Annotated in this window: 23 protein-coding genes and 1 tRNA gene; 10 read left to right on the forward strand and 14 right to left on the reverse strand. The window is 61.3% G+C overall.

Annotated features, from left to right (window positions below; translation table 11 throughout):
- Positions 1-85: 85 nt before the first annotated feature.
- From ACZZ0B_RS25190 to gabD, 3 genes are all read right to left on the reverse strand, one after another.
- Complete coding sequence (locus ACZZ0B_RS25190) at positions 86-1,297, reverse strand: response regulator (RefSeq protein WP_008080001.1); 1,212 nt, start codon at positions 1,295-1,297, stop codon at positions 86-88.
- A gap of 137 nt (positions 1,298-1,434) precedes the next feature.
- Positions 1,435-2,712 (reverse strand): 4-aminobutyrate--2-oxoglutarate transaminase, encoded by a 1,278-nt coding sequence (gabT, locus tag ACZZ0B_RS25195; RefSeq protein ID WP_008080000.1) that lies wholly within the window; start codon positions 2,710-2,712, stop codon positions 1,435-1,437.
- 187 nt (positions 2,713-2,899) lie between these two features.
- The gene (gene gabD / locus ACZZ0B_RS25200; RefSeq protein WP_463546477.1) at positions 2,900-4,342 is read right to left on the reverse strand and encodes an NADP-dependent succinate-semialdehyde dehydrogenase; all 1,443 of its coding nucleotides are present in this window, start codon (positions 4,340-4,342) and stop codon (positions 2,900-2,902) included.
- A 432-nt stretch (positions 4,343-4,774) separates the two neighbouring features.
- Between gabD and ACZZ0B_RS25205 the strand changes: the two genes are divergently transcribed.
- Positions 4,775-4,851, forward strand: a tRNA-Arg gene (locus tag ACZZ0B_RS25205).
- 69 nt (positions 4,852-4,920) lie between these two features.
- On the opposite strand, the gene ACZZ0B_RS25210 is transcribed toward ACZZ0B_RS25205, so the two are convergent.
- The 9 genes from ACZZ0B_RS25210 to ACZZ0B_RS25250 all read right to left on the reverse strand — a co-directional run bounded on the left by ACZZ0B_RS25210 (position 4,921) and on the right by ACZZ0B_RS25250 (position 13,126).
- Positions 4,921-5,232, reverse strand: a complete 312-nt coding sequence (locus ACZZ0B_RS25210) for a type II toxin-antitoxin system RelE/ParE family toxin (RefSeq protein ID WP_463546478.1) — start codon at positions 5,230-5,232, stop codon at positions 4,921-4,923.
- Positions 5,229-5,528, reverse strand: a complete 300-nt coding sequence (locus tag ACZZ0B_RS25215) for a type II toxin-antitoxin system Phd/YefM family antitoxin (RefSeq protein ID WP_008079996.1) — start codon at positions 5,526-5,528, stop codon at positions 5,229-5,231. The genes ACZZ0B_RS25210 and ACZZ0B_RS25215 overlap by 4 nt, the downstream gene beginning before the upstream one ends.
- Before the next feature lie 140 nt (positions 5,529-5,668).
- The gene (locus ACZZ0B_RS25220; RefSeq protein WP_463546479.1) at positions 5,669-5,935 is read right to left on the reverse strand and encodes a hypothetical protein; all 267 of its coding nucleotides are present in this window, start codon (positions 5,933-5,935) and stop codon (positions 5,669-5,671) included.
- A gap of 20 nt (positions 5,936-5,955) precedes the next feature.
- Positions 5,956-6,540 carry a hypothetical protein gene (locus ACZZ0B_RS25225; protein ID WP_463546480.1) on the reverse strand — a complete coding sequence of 195 codons (585 nt, stop codon included), beginning with the start codon at positions 6,538-6,540 and terminating at the stop codon, positions 5,956-5,958.
- A complete protein-coding gene (locus ACZZ0B_RS25230; protein WP_463546970.1) occupies positions 6,537-7,118 on the reverse strand; it encodes an RNA polymerase sigma factor in 582 nt (193 codons plus the stop codon). The genes ACZZ0B_RS25225 and ACZZ0B_RS25230 overlap by 4 nt, the downstream gene beginning before the upstream one ends.
- 29 nt (positions 7,119-7,147) lie before the next feature.
- Positions 7,148-8,836 carry a vWA domain-containing protein gene (locus tag ACZZ0B_RS25235; RefSeq protein ID WP_463546481.1) on the reverse strand — a complete coding sequence of 563 codons (1,689 nt, stop codon included), beginning with the start codon at positions 8,834-8,836 and terminating at the stop codon, positions 7,148-7,150.
- A gap of 98 nt (positions 8,837-8,934) precedes the next feature.
- A complete protein-coding gene (locus ACZZ0B_RS25240; RefSeq protein ID WP_463546971.1) occupies positions 8,935-10,269 on the reverse strand; it encodes an OprD family outer membrane porin in 1,335 nt (444 codons plus the stop codon).
- A gap of 98 nt (positions 10,270-10,367) precedes the next feature.
- On the reverse strand, positions 10,368-11,762 hold the full coding sequence (locus tag ACZZ0B_RS25245) for an amidase (RefSeq protein WP_440096741.1): 1,395 nt from the start codon (positions 11,760-11,762) through the stop codon (positions 10,368-10,370).
- A gap of 50 nt (positions 11,763-11,812) precedes the next feature.
- A complete protein-coding gene (locus tag ACZZ0B_RS25250) occupies positions 11,813-13,126 on the reverse strand; it encodes an MFS transporter (protein ID WP_463546482.1) in 1,314 nt (437 codons plus the stop codon).
- Between the two features lie 239 nt (positions 13,127-13,365).
- Here ACZZ0B_RS25250 and ACZZ0B_RS25255 point away from each other — a divergent pair, with 239 nt between their 5' ends.
- The 9 genes from ACZZ0B_RS25255 to panB all read left to right on the forward strand — a co-directional run bounded on the left by ACZZ0B_RS25255 (position 13,366) and on the right by panB (position 23,255).
- The gene (locus ACZZ0B_RS25255; protein WP_463546483.1) at positions 13,366-14,295 is read left to right on the forward strand and encodes an asparagine synthetase A; all 930 of its coding nucleotides are present in this window, start codon (positions 13,366-13,368) and stop codon (positions 14,293-14,295) included.
- A 65-nt stretch (positions 14,296-14,360) separates the two neighbouring features.
- Positions 14,361-15,434, forward strand: coding sequence for an LLM class flavin-dependent oxidoreductase (locus ACZZ0B_RS25260; RefSeq protein WP_463546484.1), 1,074 nt, complete (start codon positions 14,361-14,363; stop codon positions 15,432-15,434).
- Positions 15,427-16,671, forward strand: coding sequence for an MFS transporter (locus ACZZ0B_RS25265; protein ID WP_463546485.1), 1,245 nt, complete (start codon positions 15,427-15,429; stop codon positions 16,669-16,671). Before ACZZ0B_RS25260 ends, ACZZ0B_RS25265 begins: the two co-directional genes overlap by 8 nt.
- Complete coding sequence (locus tag ACZZ0B_RS25270) at positions 16,668-17,123, forward strand: cobalamin B12-binding domain-containing protein (protein ID WP_463546486.1); 456 nt, start codon at positions 16,668-16,670, stop codon at positions 17,121-17,123. The genes ACZZ0B_RS25265 and ACZZ0B_RS25270 overlap by 4 nt, the downstream gene beginning before the upstream one ends.
- A 41-nt stretch (positions 17,124-17,164) precedes the next feature.
- On the forward strand, positions 17,165-18,403 hold the full coding sequence (locus ACZZ0B_RS25275) for an ATP-grasp domain-containing protein (protein WP_463546487.1): 1,239 nt from the start codon (positions 17,165-17,167) through the stop codon (positions 18,401-18,403).
- Positions 18,400-19,896, forward strand: a complete 1,497-nt coding sequence (locus ACZZ0B_RS25280) for a hypothetical protein (RefSeq protein ID WP_463546488.1) — start codon at positions 18,400-18,402, stop codon at positions 19,894-19,896. The genes ACZZ0B_RS25275 and ACZZ0B_RS25280 overlap by 4 nt, the downstream gene beginning before the upstream one ends.
- 3 nt (positions 19,897-19,899) lie before the next feature.
- A complete protein-coding gene (locus ACZZ0B_RS25285) occupies positions 19,900-21,159 on the forward strand; it encodes a methylaspartate mutase (RefSeq protein ID WP_463546489.1) in 1,260 nt (419 codons plus the stop codon).
- Positions 21,140-22,393, forward strand: a complete 1,254-nt coding sequence (locus ACZZ0B_RS25290) for an ATP-grasp domain-containing protein (protein ID WP_463546490.1) — start codon at positions 21,140-21,142, stop codon at positions 22,391-22,393. The genes ACZZ0B_RS25285 and ACZZ0B_RS25290 overlap by 20 nt, the downstream gene beginning before the upstream one ends.
- A 43-nt stretch (positions 22,394-22,436) precedes the next feature.
- Positions 22,437-23,255, forward strand: coding sequence for a 3-methyl-2-oxobutanoate hydroxymethyltransferase (gene panB / locus ACZZ0B_RS25295; protein ID WP_008080290.1), 819 nt, complete (start codon positions 22,437-22,439; stop codon positions 23,253-23,255).
- Positions 23,256-23,266: 11 nt separating this feature from the next.
- On the opposite strand, the gene ACZZ0B_RS25300 is transcribed toward panB, so the two are convergent.
- Together ACZZ0B_RS25300 and ACZZ0B_RS25305 are read right to left on the reverse strand one after the other, a co-directional pair.
- Positions 23,267-24,661 carry an aminotransferase-like domain-containing protein gene (locus ACZZ0B_RS25300; RefSeq protein WP_045123082.1) on the reverse strand — a complete coding sequence of 465 codons (1,395 nt, stop codon included), beginning with the start codon at positions 24,659-24,661 and terminating at the stop codon, positions 23,267-23,269.
- A 454-nt stretch (positions 24,662-25,115) separates the two neighbouring features.
- The gene (locus ACZZ0B_RS25305) at positions 25,116-25,676 is read right to left on the reverse strand and encodes a YbhB/YbcL family Raf kinase inhibitor-like protein (RefSeq protein ID WP_008080293.1); all 561 of its coding nucleotides are present in this window, start codon (positions 25,674-25,676) and stop codon (positions 25,116-25,118) included.
- Positions 25,677-25,724 lie beyond the last annotated feature (48 nt).

Consider the following 25,724-nt stretch of genomic DNA (forward strand, 5'->3'; position numbering starts at 1 on the left):
AATCAAAAGAGGGGCCGCTGCGCAGCCCAACGGGGATAAATCCCCTCGCCACAAAGGCTCGACTCTTAAGAAAGGTGTGGGCGGGTTACTTACGCATCCGCATCAGCTCCGGCAAGCCGATCTTCAGCAGCCGCGCCGTGCGGCTCTTCGCCAGCTCCTCAACGCCTTCATGCTCGGTCAGGCGCGCCATCTGCGCCGCCATGTTCATCACCAGTGCTTCGCGTGAATAGACCCCGCCGCCGAGCTGGTAGACCGAGGCAATCAACTCCCGCAATTCCAGCGGCAAACGCCAACGTGTACGCAAGGCCGAACCATAAGCCGCACCAAACTCAGCCAGCGCCTCACCGACTTCCTCCAGCTCATCCAGCTCACCACCGGCCTGCTGCCACTCCTGCAAGCAGCGCAACAGCGCCAGATCACCGAGCCGATGGAGCATGCCCGCGCAATAGCAGCGTTCCTGATCCAGGTCGAGCAAGCGCGCCAAGGTGCGCGCGTATTCAGCGGTGTGCAGCGACAAGCCCCAATAACGCTCGGCATAGTCGGCCAGACACGGATCACTGAGTTTGGCACTGCGCTTGAGCGCCAAGCCGAGGATCAGGTTCATGCTCTGCCCGGTGCCCAGTCGATGCAGCGCCTGAGCCAATGTCTGCACCGGCGCGCCATGGTGCTGCGCGGCGCTGTTGGCCGCCGCGATCAACACTGCGGTGATTTGCGGATCGGTTTTTATCTCATCTTCCAGCAGCTTCAGGTCGAGGCCATTGGGATTCAGGCTTCGCTTCACGGCCACTTGAACGTCGGTCATCAACGGCGCGCCATCGGCTTGCTCACGGCGACGCTCAAGAAACACCGACAAGGTCATGCCCGGCGCCAGCGCCGGCACTTCGCAGAACACCTCTTCCCCGGCATTGAGCAGCAAACCCTGCAAACGGGCGGTCAGACTTTCCATGTTCAGCGGTTTGGTCAGATACGCCGTCGGCGCCAACGGAATGGCTTCGCGCACACTGGCGCTGTCATTGCGACTGCTCATCAGAATGAACGGCAGCGGCGGATTGCGTTTGCGCTGGCGCACGCTGCGCAGCACGTTCAAACCATCGACGCCGGGCAGCTCCCAATCGACGATAGCCAGGTCATACGGAATTTCGCTGAGCATCGACATGGCTTGCTGCCCATCGGCACACAGATCCAGCCGCGCATCACAACGCACGTTCAGCAATACTTGTTTGAGCAGGTCGCGCGACCACGGGTCAGCCTCGGCAATCAACACTCGCGGTACGGCGGGTAATTCAACGGCAGTCATGCGCGCTCTCCCTTGCAATGCCTGAACCTTAGCCAATGCTGGCCATTCGATACAGTGCTAAAGCGCTCGATGTGTTTCAAGGGGCGTAAAAAAACCCGCCGAAGCGGGTTTTTTGTCGATCAGGTCACACGGGGAGATCAGAGCTCGGAGAAGCACTCTTCGATGATCGCCAGACCTTTGTCCAGTTGCTCGTCCGGCGAGGTCAGCGGTACCAGTACGCGCAGAACGTTGCCGTAGGTGCCGCAGGACAGCAGGATCAGACCCTTGTCGCGCGCTTTGGCCACAACCGATGCCACAGCGGCAGCGTTTGGCTTGTGACTGTCGCCGTTTTCGAACAGCTCGACGGCGATCATCGCGCCCAGCGCGCGGACTTCACCGATCACCGGGTACTTGGCCTGAATAGCCTTCAGACCAGTGACCAGACGCTCGCCGACTGCCTTGCAGCGATCCAGCAGGTTTTCTTCTTCGAACACTTCCATCACTGCCAGCGCAGCGGCGCAAGCGATCGGGCTACCGGCGTAGGTGCCACCGAGGCCGCCTGGAGCAATGGCGTCCATGTATTCGGCCTTGCCGCAAACACCAGCCAGCGGGAAGCCGCCCGCGATGGATTTGGCGAAGGTGGTCAAGTCGGCAGCAACGCCCATCTGTTCCATGGCGAAGAAGGTACCGGTACGGCCAGCGCCGGTCTGTACTTCGTCAGCGATCAACAGGATGCCGTGCTGGTCGCACAGCGCGCGCAGGCGCTTCATGAATTCCTTCGGCGCGACGTAGAAACCACCCTCACCCTGTACAGGCTCGATGATGATCGCGGCGATGTCTTTCGGCTCGGCGTCGTTCTTGAAGATGCGTTCGATGGAAGCGATCGAGTCGTCGATGCTCACGCCATGCAGTTCGTTCGGGTACAGCGCGCGGAAGATGCCGCCAGGCATCAGACCCATGCCGGCCGAGTAAGGCACGACTTTACCGGTCAGGCCCAGGGTCATCATGGTGCGACCGTGGTAGGCGCCAGTGAAAGCGATCACGCCAGCGCGGCCAGTGGCGGCACGGGCGATTTTCACGGCGTTTTCTACCGCTTCGGAACCGGTGGTGACCAGCAGGGTTTTCTTGGCGAAATCACCCGGGATCTTCGCGTTGATCTTTTCGCACACTTCTACGTACGGCTCGTAAGCCAGCACCTGGAAGCAAGTGTGGGTCAGCTTGTTCAGCTGTTCGGTCACGGCGGCGATGATTTTCGGGTGCACGTGGCCGGTGTTCAATACAGCGATACCGCCGGCGAAGTCGATGAACTCACGACCTTCAACGTCCGTCACGGTAGCGTTCTTTGCCGATTCAGCGAAGATCGGGTGAATCTGGCCAACACCACGTGGAACAGCTGCGGTCCGGCGGGCCATCAGTTCAGCGTTAGTCTTGCTCATTACAGTCCTCATTCGCCGCTCATCGGGCGGCGTGGTTCAAGGATTAAGCGGGAGGAAGCGACGGTGGCAGCATGCGATGATCGACTGCCACAGCGTTCCCGGCCGCAGAGAAAATTCCGGTTTTGAAACGACGCAAAGGGGCAGCGCTCTCGTGCCCTTTGCGTTTGCAACGATCCCTTTCTCGGCTTTAGATGCCTAGGCAGAGGTATTTGATTTCCAGGTAATCTTCGATGCCGTACTTGGAGCCTTCACGGCCCAGGCCCGAGGCCTTGATGCCGCCGAACGGCGCGACTTCGTTGGAGATCAGCCCGGTGTTGACGCCAACCATGCCGTATTCCAGCGCTTCCGCGACACGGAACACACGACCGAGGTCGCGCGCATAGAAGTACGAAGCCAGACCGAACTCGGTGTCGTTGGACATCGCGATCACTTCGGCTTCGTCTTTGAAGCGGAACAGCGGTGCCAGCGGGCCGAAGGTTTCTTCCTTGGCCACGGCAGCATTTTTCGGCACGTTGGTGAGGATGGTCGGCTCGAAGAAGTTGCCTTCCATCGCCTTGCCGCCAGCCAGCACGGTGGCGCCTTTGGATACGGCGTCAGCAATGTGTTCTTTGACCTTGGCCACGGCTTTTTCGTCGATCAGCGGGCCAGTGGTGGTGCCGTCTTCCAGACCGTTGCCGATCTTCAGTTTGGCCACGGCCACTTTCAACTTCTCGGCGAACGCGTCGTAGACCGAATCCTGAATGTACAGACGGTTGGCGCAGACGCAGGTCTGGCCGTTGTTGCGGTATTTGGAAATGATCGCGCCTTCGACGGCCTTATCCAGGTCCGCGTCGTCGAACACGATGAACGGCGCGTTGCCGCCCAGTTCCAGCGAGACTTTCTTGATGTCCTTGGCGCATTCAGCCATCAGTTGACGACCGATTTCGGTCGAACCGGTGAAGGACAGTTTGCGCACGATCGGGTTGCTGGTCAGCTCGCTGCCGATGTCGCCGGCGCTGCCGGACACCACGCTGAACACGCCCGCAGGAATGCCCGCACGCTGAGCCAGTTCGGCCAGGGCGAAAGCGGAAAACGGCGTTTGCGAAGCAGGCTTGAGCACCATGGTGCAACCAGCGGCCAGAGCCGGGCCGGCTTTACGGGTGATCATCGCCGCCGGGAAGTTCCACGGAGTGATCGCCGCGGTCACGCCGATTGGCTGCTTGATCACGATCAAGCGCTTGTCTGGCTGGTGGCCTGGAATCACGTCACCGTAGATGCGCTTGGCTTCTTCGGCGAACCACTCGATGAACGAAGCGGCGTAAACGATTTCGCCCTTGGCTTCGGCCAGCGGCTTGCCCTGCTCGAGGGTCATCAGGCGCGCGAGGTCGTCCTGGTTCTCGATCATCAGTTCGAACCAGCGACGCAGCTTGCCGGCACGCTCTTTGGCGGTCAGTGCACGCCAGGCTGGAAGCGCTTTCTCAGCGGCTTCGATGGCACGGCGGGTTTCGGCGGCGCCCATCTTTGGCACGGTACCGAGGATTTCGCCGGTGGCCGGGTTATTGACCTTGATCGTCTGACCGTTGTCCGCATCAACCCAAGCGCCATCAATAAAGGCTTGCTGGCGGAACAACTGGGTGTCTTTAAGCTGCATGTCGGCTTTCCTTAACAGCACCGCGGCCTGCGCGGAGCAAATTATGATTGTAGAAAGGCGCCTCGCAAGGCTGCCGTCAGGGAAATCAGTGACCGGGTGTGGCGCATCAAGCGTGGACGTTTCGAACCACCAGCGCTGCAACACCCAGCCTAAGAGCGTTTGAAATCTCAAACGGATCGTAGGATCAAAGGGGGTAAAGGACAATAGGTCGTTCGAAAAAAAGAACAAAAACGCCGCGTTTGTGGAAATTTTCAGATCAACGAGCAAAAAGCCCTCGCGGCAACAGAACCATAGATCAGTCCCGTGAAAGCGCCAAGCGAGGGTTTTGCAGGACGTTACAGCTTTAAGGAATACAGTGATTTCAGCGGACACGCGCACTGACAAACCCCAGCATGGACGCCCCGAGCCGACCTAGGTATGATGTCGCCCGCTGCACCAGTAGCTCAGCTGGATAGAGTACTGCCCTCCGAAGGCAGGGGTCGTGGGTTCGAATCCCGCCTGGTGCACCATTGATTTAAACGAGAAAGCCCCGGACTGTGATGGTCCGGGGCTTTTTTGTGGGCGATTGCATTTCAAGTTTACTGAGGCTCACGACCTACAGCTTCAAACAATCGGGCAAGATCTCGTGCACTGTGCAAAACCCGCTCTACCTGAACGTCTCCCTCCATGATCGAGTAAAAAATCAAATAACGAGCGTGAGTGATCATTTTCAGACCCTTGGCGCAATCCTCTCGCGAAATGCCTTGATTAGGCTGAGTGATCATGTAATCACACCGTACGCGTAACTCGCCAACGAAAGAACGTGCACGCCGGGGATTATCACGAGCGATAAAGCGGGCAATCTGCTGCAAATCCTCCCGTGAAAGCGCGGAAAAAAACAACTGCCTCATAAACGATTTTGCTCAGCTTCAACATCATCTATAAGCGCATCAAGCTCATCGAATACAGTGTCAGCGGCTATGGCCGGACGGGGATCATTGCGGCTGGCCGCAATTGCCTCGCGTAACTCGGCAGCTCTAAGGCGATCCAGCAACTCCTGATAAGTCGCATGCGCCAACAGATAGGCAGCGGGACGATTATGATTGAGAACGGCAATAGGTTCTGAGCCCGCCTGCTCAATCACCGTACTCGGGCTCCGTTTCAGTTCGGTAATACTTACCGAACGACTAGCAAGCAACTGCTCCATGGCGGCTCCAAAAGGTACATAAAAAAGTACTTTATAGTGCCCTTTTTAGAGAAGGGGGGTCAATGCTTATGAATCTGCGTAAAGAAATCAGGACAGCGAGTGTGTTTACAAATTAAAGCCAGAGTCTGCCAGAGCGGGGGTTACTCCGTCGTCCAGTCAAACTCATCATATTCATCGTCATCTTCTTCCCCCTCAACCTCCTCAAAAACCTCGTCTTCCTTAACGACATCTTCTTCCGGCTGGTTCAGCAGAAATTCCTTACGTGCTTCAGTAATCGCGCGGCGCATCTCTTCGCCCTTTTCCGGGCAGTTGAGGAGTTGGGCGATGCGGTCAATTTTCGATGCCACGTTGTCCTCCAGCGTATTGGCAATGGCCCGATAGTGCGCGTTTTTGCGGGGCAATGCCAAATGGCTGAGGGTTCAGGGGGTCATTTTTTCTGCAACTGTTCGAGTCGCGCGTCGAGGTCGGCGTTCGGGTAGCGTTTGTGCAGGTTGTTGAACAGGCTGTCGGCCGCTTGCGACTGGCCGGATTCGCGCAGGCGCAGGACTTCGCGCAATTGTGCGTCGAGGCCATTGGCCGGTGCGGCGGCGCGCTTGCTCAGTTTGGCTTCATCGGCGCTGATCGCCTGGCTTTGCATCGGCGCGGCCATTTCCGCCATGGGCGCAGGAGCGGACATGGCGCCAGCGGGAGCGCTCAAGGCTTCGGGCGCGTGTTTGCGCGCCAGTGGCGCCGGAGCTGCGGGAGCGTAGTCGAATTGCGGCTGCGGTTCAGGCGTGCGTTGCACCAGCGACAACATCAGCGCGACGCCGACCAGGCTGGCGAACGCGACTTGCCAGCGCGGCTGGCGGCAGGCGTCGAGCCAGCGTTGCCACAGGCCTGGCTTTGGCGTTGGAGTTTCGCCGCGTGCGGCATTGAGAATGTACGCATCGATATGCGCTGGCGGTTCAGCGTTGTGCTGTTCGCGCACATGTTTGATCAGCGGATCTTCGGGTGTCTGGCGGGCGTCAGTCATGTCAGTACCTCCTCGGCCAGCAGCCGACGCAGTTTTTGCTGGGCGTAGCGCAAGCGGCTTTTGACGGTTTCCAGCGGTGTGTCGGTGAGGCTGGCGATTTGTGCCAGGTCGAGGTCGCCGTGGGCGCGCAGCAGAAACACTTCGCGCTGGTCGGCCGGCAGGATTTGCAGGGCGCTGTCCAGGCGCTGGCTGTCGCGGCTGAGGCTGAGCAATTGTGCAGGATCGTTGGTGTCGTCGCTGACCGCGTGGGCCTGCTCGTCGTAACTGTCGTGCAGCGGTTGTTGGGCGCCATGCTTGCGCCAGTGATCGATCAGACGATTGCGGGCAATCTGGAACAACCACGTACGAAAAGTCGCCCTCCCTTGTGGCTGACTGCTGCTGCGAATCAGGCTCAACCAAGTCTCCTGAAAGACTTCGTCAGCGAGTTCGGCTTTGCCGCTCAAGCCGAGCAGAAACCGGTACAAACCCTGACGATGACGGGCGTACAAAATCTCGAACGCCGCGCCGTCGCCCTCGCGATAACGCGCCAGCAGCGCTTCATCGCTGCTGGCGGTTGAGCTGTCTGCCGAGGCAAACAGCTGGCTGATAAAACCCTTTAGACGACTCACTATTCAATCCGTCGCTCAGTGGGCAACGCATTCGCGACGGTCGAGGCGCGCAAGCTCTGCGCCAGTTCCACCAGTTGCACGAACTCGTTACGCAAGCCAAAGCGATCATCGCCCCGCGCACCACGGGCCAGTGTTTCGGTGTCCTTCAGGCTGAAGTCGCCGGTGTAGCGGCCATCCTTGAGTTGCTGGGAAAACGCCGCGACCGCAGCAGCAAAACGCAGATCTTCACTGGCGGTTACGACTTGATCGGAAATCGGCCGCTCGATCAGCAGACTTTTCCCACCTTCAGGCTGTTGATAACGCACACGCAGCATCGCCAATTCTCCGTTTTTGCCGGAAACAACCGCGGCTGATTTACCGTAGCGCAGCGGCTCCAGCCACCCTTTTTCGCCCGCCGGGACAATTTCGTACAGCGCGGTCACCGTGTGCCCTGCGCCGATCTCGCCGGCATCGACTTTGTCATTGCTGAAATCCTCACGCGTCAAGGCACGATTTTCGTAGCCGAGCAGGCGATATTCACTGACCTGCGCCGGGTTGAACTCCACCTGCAACTTGACGTTTTTCGCCACCACGGCGAGGGTCGAGCCGAGTTGATCGACCAACACTTTGCGTGCCTCACGCAGGTTGTCGATGTAGGCGTAGTTGCCATCGCCGGCATCGGCCAGTTGTTCCATCAAGTGTTCATTGTAGTTATCCACACCAAAACCCAGGGTGGTCAGGGAGATCCCGGTTTTGCGTTTATCCACAGCCATTTGCTTGAGGCTGTCGAAGTCGCTGACCCCGACGTTGAAATCACCGTCGGTGGCCAGCAGGATGCGGTTGATGCCCTTGGGGATAAAGGCTTGCTGGGCCATTTGATAAGCCAAGTCGATGCCGGAGGCACCAGCGGTCGAGCCGCCGGCGGTCAATTGCTCGATGGCTGTACGAATTTTGGCTTTCTCGCGCCCGGAAGTTGGCTCCAGTACCACCCTCGACTCACCGGCATACACCACCAGCGACACGCGATCCTGATCGCGCAATTGATCAACCAGCAACTTCAGCGTGCTTTTGACCATCGGCAGCCCTTCGCGGCGATCCATCGAACCGGAGACGTCGACCAGAAACACCAGGTTGGCCGGGGCCAATTGCGCCACGGCCCGATCAGAGGCTTTGATGCCGATGCGCAGCAGGCGCGTGTGCGGGTTCCACGGTGACGCGGCCAGCTCAGTGGTCACGCCGAAAGGCGAGCCATCGCTGGGCAATGCATAGTCGTAGGGAAAGTAATTGACCATCTCCTCCAGGCGCACCGCGCCTTCCGGCGGCAGCCGCCCTTGATTAAGCAAACGGCGCACGTTGGCGTAGGCACCGGTGTCGACGTCGGCACTGAAGGTTGAAACCGGCGTTTCGGCAACGCTGTGGATCGGGTTGTCGGCGAGGGTTTGATACTGCTCGCGCGACTCGTCGCGATAGCCCTGTGGATAACTGTCGGCGGCGGGCATCGCCGCGAAACTGGCGACCGGTGCCGGACGCGCCGAGCGCTTGGCCATCGAGCCTGCGGCCATGACCGCTTCGTGTTGAACCTGAGCTTCTTCAGGTTGCGCCGGTGCTGGCACGGCGGCCGACTCCGGATGCGAGGAAACGCCACAGCCACCGAGGGCCAGCAAAACACCGACCGCAAGGGGGCGCAGGAAAGGCAGAGGAAGGGACATGGGGGCTGACCTCGGGATGAAATTGAGCATTCATCCACTGAGACGGCCAGCCCTTGCGGTTCGGGTTAACCCTGCTGAAAAAATTTTTCGCGGATTATTCAGAACAGATTGAACGGCACGTTCGCCACCAGCCGAAACTCGTCGTAGCTGCCGTCAATCTGCCCGCCACTGGCCCTATGGTTGTAGACAATACTGCGCAACACGGTGTTTTTCAGGCTGCCAGACTGCACGACGTAAGCGACCATCAAACCGTTTTCATTGTGTTTGGCGCCATCCAGCCCGCGCACGTTGTAGCCGGTGTTGTGGCCGTCGCGGTCGCCGCTGTAATGCGTGCCGTCGATGCCCCAGCCCTTGGCGTGCCAGAGGCTGGCGGTCAGGCCCGGCACGCCATAGCTGGCCAGGTCGAGGTCGTAGCGCAACTGCCAGGATTTTTCGTTGGGACCGTTGTAGTCCGAGTACAGCGAGTTGGCCATGTAGTTGCCCGTGGACTCCCACACATAGTCAAAGTATTCGTCGCCAAACACTTGTTGCCACGCTGCGGTCAGGCCATGGGCACCGTGGGCGGCCGTCACCGCCAGGCTGTAAGCGTCGTTGTCGATGAAACCCAGACGCTGTTCGCCCTGATCGCGGGTGCGGTAATAGTTGAAACTGGTTTTCAGCGCCAGGTCTGCGCGATTGCCGACCAGGTGCGTCGCGCCCAGATAATATTGTTGCCACATGTCTTCGAAGCGCGAGCCATAGGCGCTGAATGTCAGCCCGGCCGGGGCTGTCGCCGTACCGCCGGCGTAGCTGATGCGCGAACCACTGTAGGCGCGATTACCGAACGTCGTGGTCAGCCGTTCGCTACCGCTGCCGGTGCGCGGGATGGCGCGTTCGAAGCTGCCGGCTTGCAGCGCCAGCCAGTCGAGTTCGTTGCTGTTGACCGCAACGCCTTGAAAGGTCGACGGCAAGGCGCGGTTGTCCTTGTAGCGCAGGATCGGGTTTTCCGTGAGCATCCGGCCGGCCTTGAGTTCGGTGCTCGAAACGCGCAGCTTCAGATCCCCCACGCCCAGGCGGCTCCAGGTCGGCACGGCGTCGCCATCACTGTCGACCAGCACACGATCGCCACCGTTGGCCACTGCACCATGGCCGCGCTCCAGCGTGACCGCGCTGAACAATGCCGCATCAATCCCTACGCCCAGCCAACCCTGGGTGTAGCCGGAGCTGTAATTGAGCATGCCGGTCTGCACCCAGGTGATGCGCTCGCGGGTCGGCTCGGCGACGCCGTTTTTCTTGATCACCAGGTGCGTGCTGCGCTGGGTGTGCTGATTGGAATAGTAGTGGCGCAAGTTGAGGCTCAGGTGGCTGCCGTCCAGCAGCCCCGTGGCCTGATCCTGCGCAGTGACCGCTTCGGCGGCCCAGCCGGGCGGAACAACCGCCAGCATCGCGACCATCGCGCGAAGTGCATGTGATTTCATCGGAACGCCTGCAAAAAGAAGGTGCACCGCCGCAAGCGCCAGAGGCTTGTGCGGTGTACCACAACCATCGGGATTCAGCGGGGTGGCGCGGACGGCCAGTGTTTGATCGGACCGCGCCAGTTTTCATAGGCCTTGGCGCACTTCAGCAACCACTGATCGGAGAAGCGCGGGGCAATCATCTGCAAGCCGATCGGCATGCCCTCAGACGTGAAACCACAGTTGATCGACAGGGCCGGTTGCTCGCCCATGTTCCACGGCACCGTGAACACGATGTGTTCGAAAGGCTGGCGCGGATCGTTGCCCGGTGAAGGCCATTCGGCCGGGAAACTGCTGACCTGATTGGTCGGTGACAAGACCAGATCGAGATCCTCGAACACCGCCGCGCAGCGTCGGCGAATCTCGAACGTCTGGTTGAAACCTTCGACCGCTTGCACCGCGCTCATCTTCGCCGCCGGCGCCGCCCAATCCTCGATGTATGGCAAGACTTTGGCGCGTTGCTCCGTGCTCAGGGCTTGCAGTTGCGACAACTGCCGGGCCCGCCAGAAATCATCGAGGCCGTCGAGCAAACGGCGATCCATCACCGGCCCGATCAACTCCACGTGCGCACCATTGGCCTCGAACAGCCGTGCAGCCTGCCGTACCGCCTCACACACTTCGTTGTCGGGCTGGAAGCCGCAACCGGGGTCGAGCATCAAGCCGATTTTCAAGCCCTGCATCGACGGTGCCTGCAGGTTCCAGTCCAGCGCCTGCGCGGCGAGACTGGTCGCATCGCGAGCGTCCGGCTGCGCCAGATAGCCCATCATCAAGGCGCAATCGTCCACCGTGCGGGTCATCGGCCCGGCACAGCGGCCGGTGTAATACGGGTCTATCGGAATTCGCCCCAGCGTTGGCTTGAACCCTACCAGGCCACACCAGCCCGCCGGCAGCCGTACCGATCCGCCGATGTCGGTACCGACATGCAGCGGGCCATAACCGGCTGCCGCCGCTGCTGCCGCACCGGAACTCGAACCGCCCGGGTTGCAGCGGATGTCCCAGGGGTTGCGTGTGATGCCATGAAAGCTCGACAGTCCCGACGACAGCATGCCGAAGTCCGGCACCGTGGTTTTGCCGAGGATGATTGCCCCGCTCTCGCGCATGCGGGCGGCCGGTGGCGCGTCTGCGGTTGCCGCCATCAGGCTGCTGGCGCGCGACCCTTGAGGAATGCAGTCGCCTTGGGTGGCGATCAGTTCCTTGAGGGTCACCGGCACACCATCGAGCCAGCCGCGCGGCGCGCCTTTGCTCCAGCGCTCGCTCGACGCCCGCGCCTGCTCGCGCACACGCTGCGGATTGAACGCATACAGCGCACCGATGCTCGGCTCCCACCGTTCGATGTGGGCCAGCAGGTGATCGTAATACTCCAGCGGAGACAACTCGCGACTGGCGAACAGGGCCAGCAGTTGGGTCGCCGGTAATTCGTGTAATTCCATCATCCAGTAGCCATCCGTGCCAAGTCCAAGGTGCGCACTCTGCATCGTTTGCCTCAACGCTCCGCGACCATTGCCGACGCGGTCTGGGCAGGCTCACGCCCGCCAAACCAGGTCGCACAGCCGACACCCACCGCGCCCATCACCACGCAGTACGCCACGCACACCCAAGGGCTCCATGGCATCAACGCGATCAGCAGCAACGGCGTGGTACTCGCCCACAGGGCATAGGCAATGTTGTAGGTAAAGGAAATGCCCGACACGCGGATGTGCGCCGGAAACAGGCTGACCATCACTGACGGTATTGCGCCGACCACACCACAGCTCAAGCCCGCCAACGCGTACGCCAGCCCCAACCAGTTGCCGCCGCTGATCAGGCAGCCATAAAGCACGGCAATGCCCATCGGCAGCAGCACGCTGTACAGCTTGACCGTGCGCCAGGCGCCGATGCGGTCAACAATCAGGCCGGCAATCACGCAGCCGATGTTGAGAAAGACGATGCCCAGGCTGCTCAGGCCAAAGGTATGGCTGGGGGTCATGCCAAAACTCTTTTGCATGACGGTCGGGGTGATCACCACCAACACCACCACGGCCGAGGTCAGTACACAGGTCAAAATGAACGCCGGCAGCAACATCCCGCGGTGTTCACGCAGCACGGTGCGCAACGGCAGTTCGGCATCGGCTTCACGGCGTGCCTGCAAGGCCATGAACACTGGCGTTTCGCTCAACCAGCGACGCAACCACACGCCGATCACTCCGAACAATCCGCCGAGCAGAAACGGCAGTCGCCAGGCGTAATCGAGGATTTCCGCCGGGGTAAACAGTTGCGCCAGCAGGGTCGCGGTCAGCGCCCCCAGCAAATAGCCGAAGGTCAGACCGGCCTGGAGAAAACCCAAGGCGTAACCGCGATGCCCGGCAGGCGCATGCTCGGCGACGAACACCCAGGCACTCGGCACTTCACCCCCCACCGCAGCGCCTTGCAGCACGCGCAAGAGCAGCAACAACAGCGGGGCGAAATAACCGATGTGCTCGTAGGTCGGCATGATGCCGATCAGCAGGCACGGCAACGCCATCATCAGGATGCTCAGGCTGAACACGCGCTTGCGGCCCAACTGATCGGCGAAGTGCGCCATCAGGATCCCGCCCAGCGGCCGCGCCAGATAACCGGTGACGAAAATGCCGAAGCTTTGCAGCAGTCTCAGCCATTCCGGCATCTCTGGCGGAAAGAACAACTGGCTTAAGGTCAGGGCAAAAAACACGAAGATGATGAAGTCGTAGATTTCCAGCGCGCCACCGAGCGCAGCGAGGCTCAGGGTCTTGTAGTCAGACCTGGAAAACTGGTGGGGCCGCGAGCCATTTAGGGCAGTCATGGGCGAACTCTGAATAGACGAACTGGAGAGAGCGGCGCCGGCTGACAAGGTCTGTAGGAACCTGCCCACTGGTGCGCCACCCGATCAATTTCAGCAGCGCGATATCGTCCATGCAAAAGCGTCGTCGGACAACCAAACCCGAGCTCTGTGCTGCTTTTTAGTCGAAATCTGTACATTGAGTTTTCGTTCGATTAAACAATAATCAGGGCCTCCCTAACTCCCTGAATATCTGGCCAATCATGGAAGAAATTACCCGTAACTTCGTCGATTTTGCTAATCCAGACATAGAATCCATTGCCATCATCCGGGGCCGCGTCCTACAAGCTTTGCAGCAATATTTGCTGGAGCGCGACTTCAAACAGTTGATGCCGATCCTGATGTCGCCGATCACCGATCCGCTGAACCACGCGGTGTATCCGGCCGAGATCCAGTACGAAGAACGACGCCTGAAACTGACGGCGAGCATGATCTTCCACAAGCAGTTGGCATTGACCGCCAAGGGTCACGAAAAGATCTTTATCGTGGCGCCGAACATTCGCCTGGAAAAAGCCGAGATCAAGGATTCCGAGAACCACTTGCTGGAGTTCTCGCAGTTCGATTTCGAGATCCGCGACGGCGACATGCACCAGGTCATGGCCCTGATCGAAGGCCTGATCAAGCACGTGTTCAGCGAAGTCAGCCAACACTGCGCCGCCGAACTGGCGCAACTCGGCCGGCAACTGCCGCACTTCGCCACCGCCTTCCCGATCTACAGCTCCGACGCGTTGCGCGCCGAGCATGGTGACGACTTCGAGAAGATCATGTCCGCGCAAGCGCACACGCCGTTCTTCGTCACCAACTACCGCCGCGAATTCTACGATCGCGAAACCCCGGACAAGCGCGGGACCTACAACAACTATGACCTGATCTATCCCGATGGCTACGGCGAAGCTCTGTCGGGCGCCGAGCGCGAATTCGAATACGAACAGATCGTCTACCGCATGAACGAACTGTCGATGGACCTTGAGCCGTTCGCCAACTACCTGGAAGTCGCCCGTCGCGGCTTGCTGCACCCAAGCGCCGGTGGCGGCCTGGGCATCGAGCGTCTGCTCAAGTTCATCTGCGGCAAACGCCGCATCCGCGACGTCGCGCTGTTCGACCGCACCGTCGGTACCAGCTTCCTGTTCTGACCCGCACTGATTGCCCACGCCTGCTCCCGCTCCGGCGGCGGCAGGCTGTGCCATGGAGAAACACAATGTCTGCACCACTGCGCATTCACTGGTGCTCACCGCTGGACAGCGGTCAGCAAAAGGCCTCGGAAAAATACAACACCGGCGCTCTCGATTTTGCCGGCATCGTCGACTTTGCCCAGGAAGCCGATGAGTTGGGCATCGACTCGCTGTTGATGGGCATCAGTTATCACATGCCCGATCCGCTGCCGATGATTGGCGCGCTGGTGCGTGAAACCGAGCGGGTCAAATTCATCCTCGCCTACCGTCCCGGCCTGGTGCCGCCGACGTTGTTCACACAGCTCGTCAACACGGTTTCGTGGATGTCCGACAAGCGCATTTCGCTCAACCTGGTGGCCGGTATTTCGCCGGACGAGCAAGCTTATTACGGCGACTTCGTGGCCCACGACGGACGCTATGAACGCACCGGCGAATTCCTCGACATCCTGCATCGGTTCTGGAACGGCGAATCGCCGCTGACCTATCACGGCGCGCACTACCGCATCGAAAAAGCCCAGTTGGGCCTGCCGTTCAAAGACGCTGAGCGCCCGCGTATTTACCTCAGCGGCGCTTCCGACATCGCCCAACAGATTGCCATTAAACACAGCGATTGCTGGCTGCGTTATGGCGATACGCCTGAAGGCATTGCCGAGGCCAGCCGCACTGTTCTGGAATCGGGCTGCTCGGTCGGCATCCGCATGCACGTACTGGCTCGCGAAACTCGCGAAGAAGCGCTGGCGGCTGTCGAAAGCATGATGGAAAACCCCGACGAACAGCATCGTGAATGGGTCCGTGAATTTGTCGGACGCTGCGATTCCGAAGCGGTGAAAACCTCGTTCCGCCTGGCGGAGAAGGCACAGCACGACTGGTTGTCGCCAATGCTCTGGTCGGGGGCGGTGGCGTATCGCGGCGGCCCGGCGCTGTGCGTGGTCGGCAGTTATCAGGAAGTCGCCGAGTACTTGTTCGAATACAAAAAGGTCGGCGTCAGCGAGTTCATTTTCTCCGGCTGGCCAACCCGCGACGAAATGCGCCGTTTCTGCAAGTACGTGCTGCCTTACCTGCGCGAACTGGAAACGATCTGGGATCGCGATCATGCCTGAGGCCCGCGCCGATGCCCGCCACAGCGCCATCCGCTGGTTTGGCGCCGGTCTGCTGTGCGCCTTGCTGGCGGAACAGACCGTGCTGTTTGCTGTGCCGCTGATGATTTATCAACTGACCGGCAACGTGCGCTATTCCGGCGTCGCGTTTGCCCTTGAATGGCTGCCGGCACTGATTGCCTATCCGTTTGCCGGGTTATTGGCCGACCGTTTTGGCGGCCGACTGCTGTTTCGCACGGCCAACACGGCGCGCGCGCTGAGCCTGGGCGTCACGCTGTGGATCTGCTGGTATCAGCCGCAGTGGATGATCTGGGCGTTGATCGGCAACGGCATCGTGCTTTCAGTGTTGATGGCGCCGGTGCGCATGGCGGTTGAAAAAAGTGTGCCGCTGATCGCCGGTCCCGAGCGTCTCGCGCACTGTCAGTCGCTGGTGCAGAACATGGAATTGCTCGCGATGGCGCTCGGTCCGGCACTCGCCGCTGGCCTGGCGATGTACACCGACAAGCGCTGGCTGCTCGGCCTGGCGGCGGTGGCACTGTTTGCCGCGGCGCTGTTCTGGCGCGGGCTGCCCACGGCGCGCACGGCGGCCAGCGGCCCGAGCAGCGTGTTCAAGGATCTGGCCCTCGGCTGGCGCCTGCTGCTCGGCAATCCACCGGTGCTGACCCTGGCCGGGCTGAATTTCACCATCAACCTGGCCTTCGCCGCGGTGCTGAGCGCCAATGCGTTTGTCATCAGTGGGGTGTTCAGTGCCGCCGACGGTGTCTTTGGCCTGATGAACGCCGGGGCCGGCGCGCTCGGGCTGCTGAACTTCATTCTGGTGCCGCGCCTGCTGGCGCGCATGTCGATTTATCGACTCGGTGCGCTGGGTTTTGCCTTGCTGTGTCTGGGCCTGCTCTGCATGGGCGTGGCCAACGGCGTGTTGCTGTATGCCCTGAGCTTTCTGCTGGCAATGGCCGGTTGTGCGTTGTTCAACGTGTTCAACCGTACGCAGCGCATCAAAGCGATCGACCGCGCCCACCTGGGCAAAGTCATGGGACCGTTTTACCTGGTCAACCTGCTGTCCTACCCGCTGGGCGGCTTGTTGACCGCCAGTGTCGGCCACGTCTACGGCGCGCAGGTGCTGATTCTGGTGCTGGCACTGGTGCTGACCATCCCCGGCACTTTGCTGTTCATCCTGACCACCCGGCGCTTTCAACTGGCCCTGGGTGGTCCGTCGCTCGCCATGGAGGCGTCTCAATGAAAGCCCTGCCGCACTGCGTGCTTGCCACGGTCGAGTCCGACTCGCACATGTGGAACCTGGTGTATTTGCAACTGTGGCTCGCCGAGCATGGTTTGAACGTGAAAAACCTTGGCAGCTGCACCCCGATCGACGCCGTACTCAATGCGCTCGAACAGCGCCGGACCCAACTGCTGGTGGTCAGCAGCGTCAATGGCCACGGCTACTCGCAAGGCCTGGAGCTGATTCGCCAGGTGCGCCAGAAGCACCCGCACCTGCCCTGCGTGATCGGCGGCAAGTTGACCACCTCCGAGGATGAAACCCTGGCGGTTCGCCGACCGTTGATCGAGGCCGGCTACCACCAGGTGTTTGTCGGCCCCGACGCGATCGAATCCTTCAGCGGTTACCTGGCCACGCTGCATGCGCCAGCTGACGCCGAACCTGCACCCGCCGTTAGCGTGCCGTCCTGGGGCTGATCCCCACCACGGCTGACTTCGCTCAATCAAGGATATCCCCAATGCACATCGTTATCGTCAACCGCTGGCCGCGCTTTCGTGATGAGCGCCGCTGGGACAACGAACTGACTCGCTACGAAGACTTCTTCGATCATCAACAACACCGCATCAGCTACGTGGTCGATGCCCCCGGTGCCGAAGGCGTGCTTGCCCCGGCGCAGCACATTGCCCATCAGGTGCAGGTCAGCGACGTCAATCAATACGAGCAGCTGCTGGGTGCGGTTCAGCAAGTCATCGAGCGGGTGGGCCCGGTCGATCAGTTGATCGCACTGTCGGAGTTCACCCTGGAAATCGCCGCGCGGGTGCGCCAGACCCTGAACATTCCCGGTGACGGGCCGGACGAAGTGGCGGTGTACCGCGACAAGGCCCGCATGAAGGAAATTCTTCAGGCCCTGGGCCTGCCGGTGCCGGCATTTGCGCGCTGCCAATCGGCGGAACAGGCCCTGCACTTTGCTCGCGAGATCGGTTTTCCGCTGATCGTAAAACCGGTCGACGGTGCCGCCAGCATGGGCGTGGAAAAGGTCGAAAACGAAGCGGCGCTGCGCAACCTGCTCGACACCCTCGACCTCTCGCGTTACGAGATCGAAGCGTTCATGCACGGCCAGACCTACCACATCGACGGCTTCGCCGATGTCGACGGCAGCGTGCCGTTTCAAGTGGTCTCGCGCTACATCAACAGTTGCCTGGATTTTGCCAAGGCGCAGCCATTGGGTTCGGTGATTGTCCAGGCGTCGCCACTGCGCACGCGGATCGAGGCGTTCAGCCAACAGATCCTGCGCGCGCTGAATTTGCGCTGCACCGCGTTTCACCTGGAGATTTTCGTCGAGCCGGACGACTCGCTGGTGTTCCTCGAAATCGGTGCGCGGGTCGGCGGCAGCGAAGTCCCGCACCTGATCAACAAGGTCTTCGGGGTCAATCTGTACGAGCACTGGCTGCGCCGCCTGGCTGGCGAGCAAGTGCCATTGCCGGCGAACGACGAAGATCCGAGTGGCGGCTGGCTGGTCATCCCCAAACCGGCACAGTTGCCCTGCCGCGTCGTGCAGGCGCAATCGCTGCGCGACACCCTGCCCAACCTGTGGCGCGAGTTGCTCCCCGAACCCGGGCAGATCCTCGAAGCCGGCGGCAGCTACGACGCGCTGCACAGCGGCCGCTTCATTTTTGTCGGTGGCAGTGAAGACGCAACTGAACGCGACATCCACCACACCACCCAGACGTTCCAATTCCAGGCAGAACCGCTATGAACGCCAATACCTCCCAAGCCTGGAACGACGAGCCGTTGCTGGGTCAGCTCAATCATTACCTGCGCGCCGATGAACGCCGCGCCGTCGCAACCATTGGCGAACGCCTGATCGATGCGGCGGGTGGTCTCGACGGGCTGACCGACTACAAACTGATGGTCGCCTACGGCGGCGGCAAGGACAGCTCCTACACCGTGGCCATGCTGCGTGCCACGCAGTTGCACCTGTCGGTGCTGCATGGCCGTACGTTCCAGCTGCGCATCGCCAACATGCGCCACGCCGGTGTGCCGGATGCGGTGATGGCGAACATCGACCGGGTCTACCGCGCCTTGCACCTGTTCGACGATCCACGCGTGGAAATGCTGGTGGTCGATCACCAGCAGATCCGGCCGTTCGAGCGCCACTTGCCATTCCCGGACGATGTGCAGGCGATGAACCGTTTCGACGTGTTGATGAATGGCCATCGCACCGCCGGTGACGGGCGACCGACCTTCTGCAACAGCTGCAACCTGGCCGTGGCCGATTTCTATGGGCGGGCGGCATGGTGGCAGGGCGGCGTCGATGCCGTCGTCACCGGCGACTCGCGCAAGGAACAGAAGCACTATTTCACCTGGATCATGCGCCTGGCGCAGCGTCTGGGCCTGAATGTCGATGAATGCCGCCGCCAGGGTTTTCGCGGCCTGCTGCAAGCGCTGGACGGCGTGGCGCAAAGCTATTTTGTCGAGCTGTTCGGTGAAGGTTTCGATCAGCAGCGCGAGGAACGACGCGTCGCTTGCGGTGATGAGCATGCTGATCCGGAGTTCGTCAGCATCTACGATCTGGTCAGCTACAAGGTCGAGGATCACTGGGAACTGATCACCGAGTTTCTCGATTTCCGCTTCGAAGAACTGGCGTTCAGTTTCACCGAATCGGACTGTGCCAACCCGATGTTGATGGCGCACTTTCGCGGCCTCAAGGCCGAGTACGTACAGGGCCGCCCTTACAACCAGGGCATTGCCGAATACCTCGAACTGGCGCAGGCATTGATGCGCAAGAAAGAGATGCCACAGCGCCTGATCGATCTGGCCATGGCCGCGTATGCCGACGAACAGGGCATGCAGGCTCGCCGCGATCTCGCCGCACGCTTCGCCGTGCAGGCGTTCGGCCTCGATGAGGCGCAACTGGTGTGCATGCAGTTTGCCCCGTTCGTTGACCGTGGCCGTGAGCTTTCAAGCTTTCTCGGGCTGTGCCACGCGCAGCACCTGGGCAACCTCGATGCCCTGCACCGGATCCTCGCCGGCGAACACAACGAGCCGGCCCTCAGCCAGTGGCTGACCGAGGTCAGCGGCCTGCCGTTGCCGGCCTTGCGCAGCCTGTACGCGCATCAACGGATCGATTTCGACAGCGACGCGACGCTGATTGCCCGGGTTCGTGCCGGCGATCCGCACAAGGGCCGAATCAGTCGCTACGACCCGGCCACCGGCGAAACCGTGGTCGAACTGGTCTCGGGACGCTGACGCATGACAGCGTTCAGCGGCGGCCATTTTCAACAATTCATCGAGCGTGCCCGCGCCCGCGACGAGCTGGTGGTGCAGCCGCGCATGGGCTTTGGCGCACTGAGCCAGATGCGCGCCGGGCTGGCCAGTGTCGCCGCCCTGCCCTGCGCGGCCATCGGCACCATCACCCTCGACAGCTACACGCGGGTCGGCGATTACCAGAGCGCGCTGCAGTGCCTCAACAGCTCGGCGCCAATGAACGGTTTCCCGATCATCAGCCACCCGATCGAAGCGGTGCGCAGCATGCTCGCCGGGCTGTATGGCGCAGACTTTCCGATCCAGATCCGCCACGGCACCGCCAAACCGCAGAATGTGTTCCAGCGCCTGGCCGCTTTGGGCCTCGACGCTACCGAAGGCGGCCCGGTGTCGTATTGCATGCCGTACAGCCGCTTGCCGCTGGCCGAGGCGGTCAGCGCCTGGGCCGAAAGTTGTCAGTTGCTGGCGGGCGCGACCGAGCATGCGCATATCGAGAGTTTTGGTGGCTGCCTGTTGGGGCAGTTGTGCCCGCCCTCTTTACTGATTGCCATGACACTGCTCGAAGCGCTGTTTTTCCGCCAGCACGGGGTTCGCGGGGTTTCGCTCAGTTATGCCCAGGGCACCTCGATGGAGCAGGATTTCGGCGCCTTGCAGGCCCTGCGCGAATTGGCCGCCGAGTATCTGGACGGCGATCACTGGCATGTCGTGGTGTATTCCTACATGGGCGTGTTTCCGACGACCAACCATGGCGCGCGGCGCTTGATTTGCGACAGCGCGCGCCTGACCCGGGCCGCTGGTTGCGAACGGCTGATCGTCAAGACTGTCGCCGAGTCGCGGCAGATTCCGTCCGTCGACGACAACCTCGACGCCCTGCGCATGGCCGCCGACGTGGCCGCCGGCGACCTGCCGACGATCGACGCGAGCAGCGCCGGTTACTACCAGGAAACCCTCTTCGAAGCGCGGCAACTGGTAGACACCGTGCGCAATCTGCACGCCGACATCGGCCTGGCATTGATCCAGGCGTTCGCGCGCGGCTTGCTCGACATCCCTTACTGCCTGCACCCGGACAACCCCGGCCGCGCCACCACCCGCATCGACGACAAGGGCGCGCTGCGCTGGGGCAATACCGGCAGCCTGCCGTTGCCCCGCAGCAGCGGCTGGTCGCTGAACGGCCCCGGCGTCAGCTCCAGCGAACTGTTTCAGATGTTGCATTACACGGTGAATCGTTATGACCAACCCTTGCATTGATTTAAGCCTGGCGCCGTTGATTCTGGTCGACGCCTATTCCACCGGCGCGCTGTTGGCGCGCGCGCTCGCCGGGCAACGCCGCTTGCTGCATGTACGCTCGCGCGCGCACATGCCCGATGCCTTTGCGGCGAGCTGCCCGAAAGAGCTGTTTGCCGAGGACTACAGCGTCGCCGACGCAGGCCTCGATGCACTGGTCGCGACACTCGCCGTGCAACAACCGGCGGCAGTGCTGACCGGCAGTGAATTCGGCGTCGAACTGGCCGATTTGCTGGCCGCGCGGCTGGGCCTGCCCGGCAACGATCCGGCCACCTCCGCCGCGCGTCGTGACAAATCGCTGATGGCCGAGCACGTGGCGCAGGCCGGCCTGCCCGTGGCGGCGCAACTGCGCACCCGATCGATGGCTGAGGCACTGGCCTGGTTCAAGGCACGCGGCGGCACCCGCGTGGTCGCCAAGCCGCTGGACAGCGCCGGTTCCGACAACGTGTTCATCTGCGACGATGCGCGGCAATTGCAGGCGGCCGTCGAGTCGATCCTCGGTGCGACCAACCTGATGATGCTCAACAACGAGGCCCTGCTGTTGCAGGAATACCTGAGCGGCGATGAATACGTGATCAACAGCGTCAGCCATCAGGGCGAGCACTGGATCACCGACGTCTGGAAATGCTCGAAAACCTTCGCCGCCGATGGCCGCAAAATCTACGACCGCGAAGACCTGGTGCCGGCCGAAGCTGCGCAGCTGCCAGCACTGATCGAGTACGTGCAAGGCGTGCTCGATGCCTTGGGCATCGTGCACGGCCCTGCGCACACCGAACTGATTCTGACCGCCGACGGCCCGCGCCTGCTGGAAAGCGGCGCGCGGCTCTCCGGCCTGGCTTGCCCACCCGCGCTGCAAGCCGCCACTGGCAACGATCAAGTGGCGCTGACGTGCCTGAGCTATCTGGACCCGTTGCGCCTGGCGCAATGGCCCAAGCGTTATCGGCTGCTGCAACACGCCAAGTGCCTGAACCTGATTGCCCATCGCCCGGGCCTGTTCGCGCAGAGCCAGGCGCGCCAGCGCCTGGAAAGCCTGCCGAGTTTTCATAACGTCAGGTTTCGTTTCGCCGAGGGGGCAAGGATGGCCCCCACCATTGACCTGAACAGCTCCCCGGGCGCGGTGTTTTTGCTGCACCCGCTGCTCGAACGCATCGACGCCGATTACGCCGCGTGGCGTGGATGGGAAAGGGACTGGTTGTAACCACAGACACCCCTGACAACGGGGTTTAACAAGGAAGAGAGCCATGAGCCTGCATACCCGAACCAAACGACTGAGCGTTCCTCAACTGGTCGCGATGAAGGGGCAACAGAAAATTGTCTCCCTGACCGCGTACACAAGCCATATCGCCAAATTGATGGACCCCATCGTCGACTTCATCCTGGTGGGGGATTCCACCGCCATGGTCGGTTATGGCCGCACGTCGACCCTCGACATGAGCCTGGAGGAAATCATCGCGCACACCCGCGCCGTCGTCAGCAGCACACGGCTGGCCTGTGTGATCGCCGACATGCCGTTTGGCAGCTATCAGGAATCGCCCCAGCAGGCCTATCGCAATTGTGCGCAGGTGATGGCGCGCACTGGCTGCGACGCCATCAAGCTGGAGGGTGGCGCGGTGCTCGCCGACACGGTGGAGTTCCTGGTCAAACGGGGCATCCCGGTAATGGCGCATATCGGCCTGATGCCGCAGTACGTCAACGCCATGGGCGGCTTCAAGGCCCAAGGCATGAACGAGACGGCCGCGCTGGCGATTGAAGCCGATGCACGCGCGCACCTTGAAGCCGGTGCTTTCAGCCTGCTGCTTGAAGGGGTGGCCGAAGGGGTCGCACGCCGGGTCACCGACTTCTCGCCAATGCCGACCATTGGCATTGGCGCTTCACCGGCGTGCGACGGCCAAGTGCTGGTGACAGAGGACATGCTCGGGCTCGGTGGCGATCATGTGCCACGCTTCGTCAAACAGTACGCCGATGTCGGCGCGCTGATCACGCAGGCGTGCGAAGCGTTTGCTGCGGAAGTTCGCGACGGTACCTTCCCCGAGCCCAAGCACTGCTACGGCATCAATTGAACGTCAGGGCCTCAGCTTTCATCCTGAATGGCCTGAGTGAGCATCTTCAACGCCTGGGTAATGTCCTTGCTCCAGTCGATGGTGTAGCTCAGGCGCAGGTGATGCTGCCAGGCCCCTTGCTGGCTGAATATTTCGCCGGGAGCGATAACGATGCGTTTGGCCAACAGACGCTCGAACACCCGGCGCATGTTCACCGGCCGCGTCGCCTCGACCCAGAACGCGGCACCGCCCAGCGGCGCGACGATGCGCAACTGGCCTTCGGTGTGCTCGTGCAGCATGCCTTGCATGCGCTGCATGCGCCCGATCAACAGGCTGCGCAACATCTGCGTGTGCTGATCGATGCGTCGCGTGGTGAACAAGCGGGCAATCGCCTTCTGCCGAATCGGCGACAGGCGAAAGGCTCGCTCGAGAAAAAGACGATGCAGCTCGGGCCCCTGAAACCGGCTCAACACATAGCCGTAAGGGGCTTCCGAGCCGATGATCTTGTCGAACGTCGAAAACACCACGAGGCGCTCGGGGTCGGCAAAATCACGATAACGGGTGGCGCCCGGCTCGAAACAGAACTCGCCGTAGCTGTCATTTTCAAACAGCCAGATACGCCGCTCGGCCAACCAGCGGCAGATCAGTTTTTTATCTTCGCCAGGCATCAGGCTGCCGTGGGGAATACTCACCGTCGACGACAACACGGCCAGGCTGATGGGCTCGCGCTGCAACAACAGTTGCAGCTGCGGCAAGTCGAAGCGGCCATCGTCGCCCAACGGCACTTCGATCACGCGGATCTTCGCCGCATGCAACTGGCGCAAAATCGCCCAGGAACACGGCGACTCCACCAGCGCCACGGTGCCCGTCAATTGCAGGGCTTCGAGGGACAATTCCAGCACGCTGCGCAAATCGGAGCCGATATACACGTGTTCGGCACGCCAGTAGCAGCGCGTCGAGCGGGTGTAGCGATCAGCCAGAACACTGCGCAGCTCGGTTTCGCCAAACGGTTGATAAAGCGGCGCATGGCTGCGTGGATATTGACGCGTCAGCTCGCGCTCGGTCATCAGCAATGGATTTTCCAGCGACAACAACATGGCCGGGGCATCACTGCTCAGCGCCAGCATGCCGGGTTGCCGGGCACTGGCGAAAACGCTGTCGAGCAGGTTCGGCGAACCCTCGCTGACCAGTGCCGAAGGCATTGCCCGGGTGTAGTAACCGAGCTTCGGTCGGGCGTAGATCCGCCCCTGGTCTTCCAGGAGTGAATAGGCGTATTTGGTGGTGGACACCGACACGTTCAAACGCTGCGCCAGTTGACGCAGTGACGGCAGTTTCTGCTCTCCCTCGGGACTCGCGGCTTCGATCAGTTCGACGAGATAGCGGTAAACAGCCTGGTAGGCAAATGTCGAATCTTTACTTGGGTTCATGCTCAATCGCTTTAAATCCTGGTGCGTTAGGTACTGCGCTCGCCCCCGAGGTCAAGACCACGGGGCAAACACTTGCACTCGGCCATCCATGCCAACGCTCGGACATCGTACAGATGCCAGTCGGTCTAAAAGCGTTTTCAGCAGTGGGCGTTTTCGATAGTCACACATGTGCCCGAAGATGATCGGCACGGCATTCTCCCCGGACCCGCGTCGAGTGCCAGACACATGGCATCTTCGACAGTCCCGGTGACCATTTCCAGCGTTCAGGGTTAACCCGTTTGCAAAGGGTAGCGTACACCCGCATCGGCGCGAGGCGAGGAACAGACCGTCAGCACGAGCCTGCGAATGGGCCTGCAGCGCGAAGGGGGGGCGCTGGGATAGTGCTCGCTTTCAGCGGCCGACGCCAACCGTTAGCGCGCGCCCCGAACGGAGCGCGCACTTTTTCAGCGTTTCATCAGCGGTGATAACGCCGCACGGCACTGCTGTTGCGCAGGACATGGCCTTTGATTTTTTCCATCAGCTCGGCGCGGGTCAGGCCGGCGGGCAAGGCGTCCGGGGCCAGGTCCAGGGCGTAGATCTGAATGATGTAGTGGTGCGCACTGTCGCCTACCGGCGGGCAAGGCCCCATGTAATGCGTGTTGCCTTTGCTGTTGGTACCGCCGACGCCTTCCAACGCCGACTTGGCGCCGACACCTGCCGCAATCTGCCGGGTGTTGGCCTTGATGCCGTAGTGAATCCAGTGATCGACGCCCAGGCCTTTCTGCCCGTCCGGATCATGCATGACGATCGCGTAGCTCTGGGTCCCTGCGGGGCCGGCGTTCCAGCTCAGCGCCGGCGACTGGTTCTTGCCGCCGCAACCGGCGGCATCACTGGCAGCCGCTGAGGTGAACAAGCGGTTATCGGACACGCCAGGGATGCTCAGGGTGAAACGCTCCTGGGCCTGCGCCGGAAACTGCACGCAAAGGGTGACAGCGAGCGCCGCCAGCCATGGGTTGAGAGAGGTCAATCGGGTCATTCCGGGAGCACCTTGTGCAGTTGGGCCATCGTCGGCCTGCAAACTATA

The sequence above is a fragment of the Pseudomonas sp. AC247 genome (assembly GCF_979258015.1).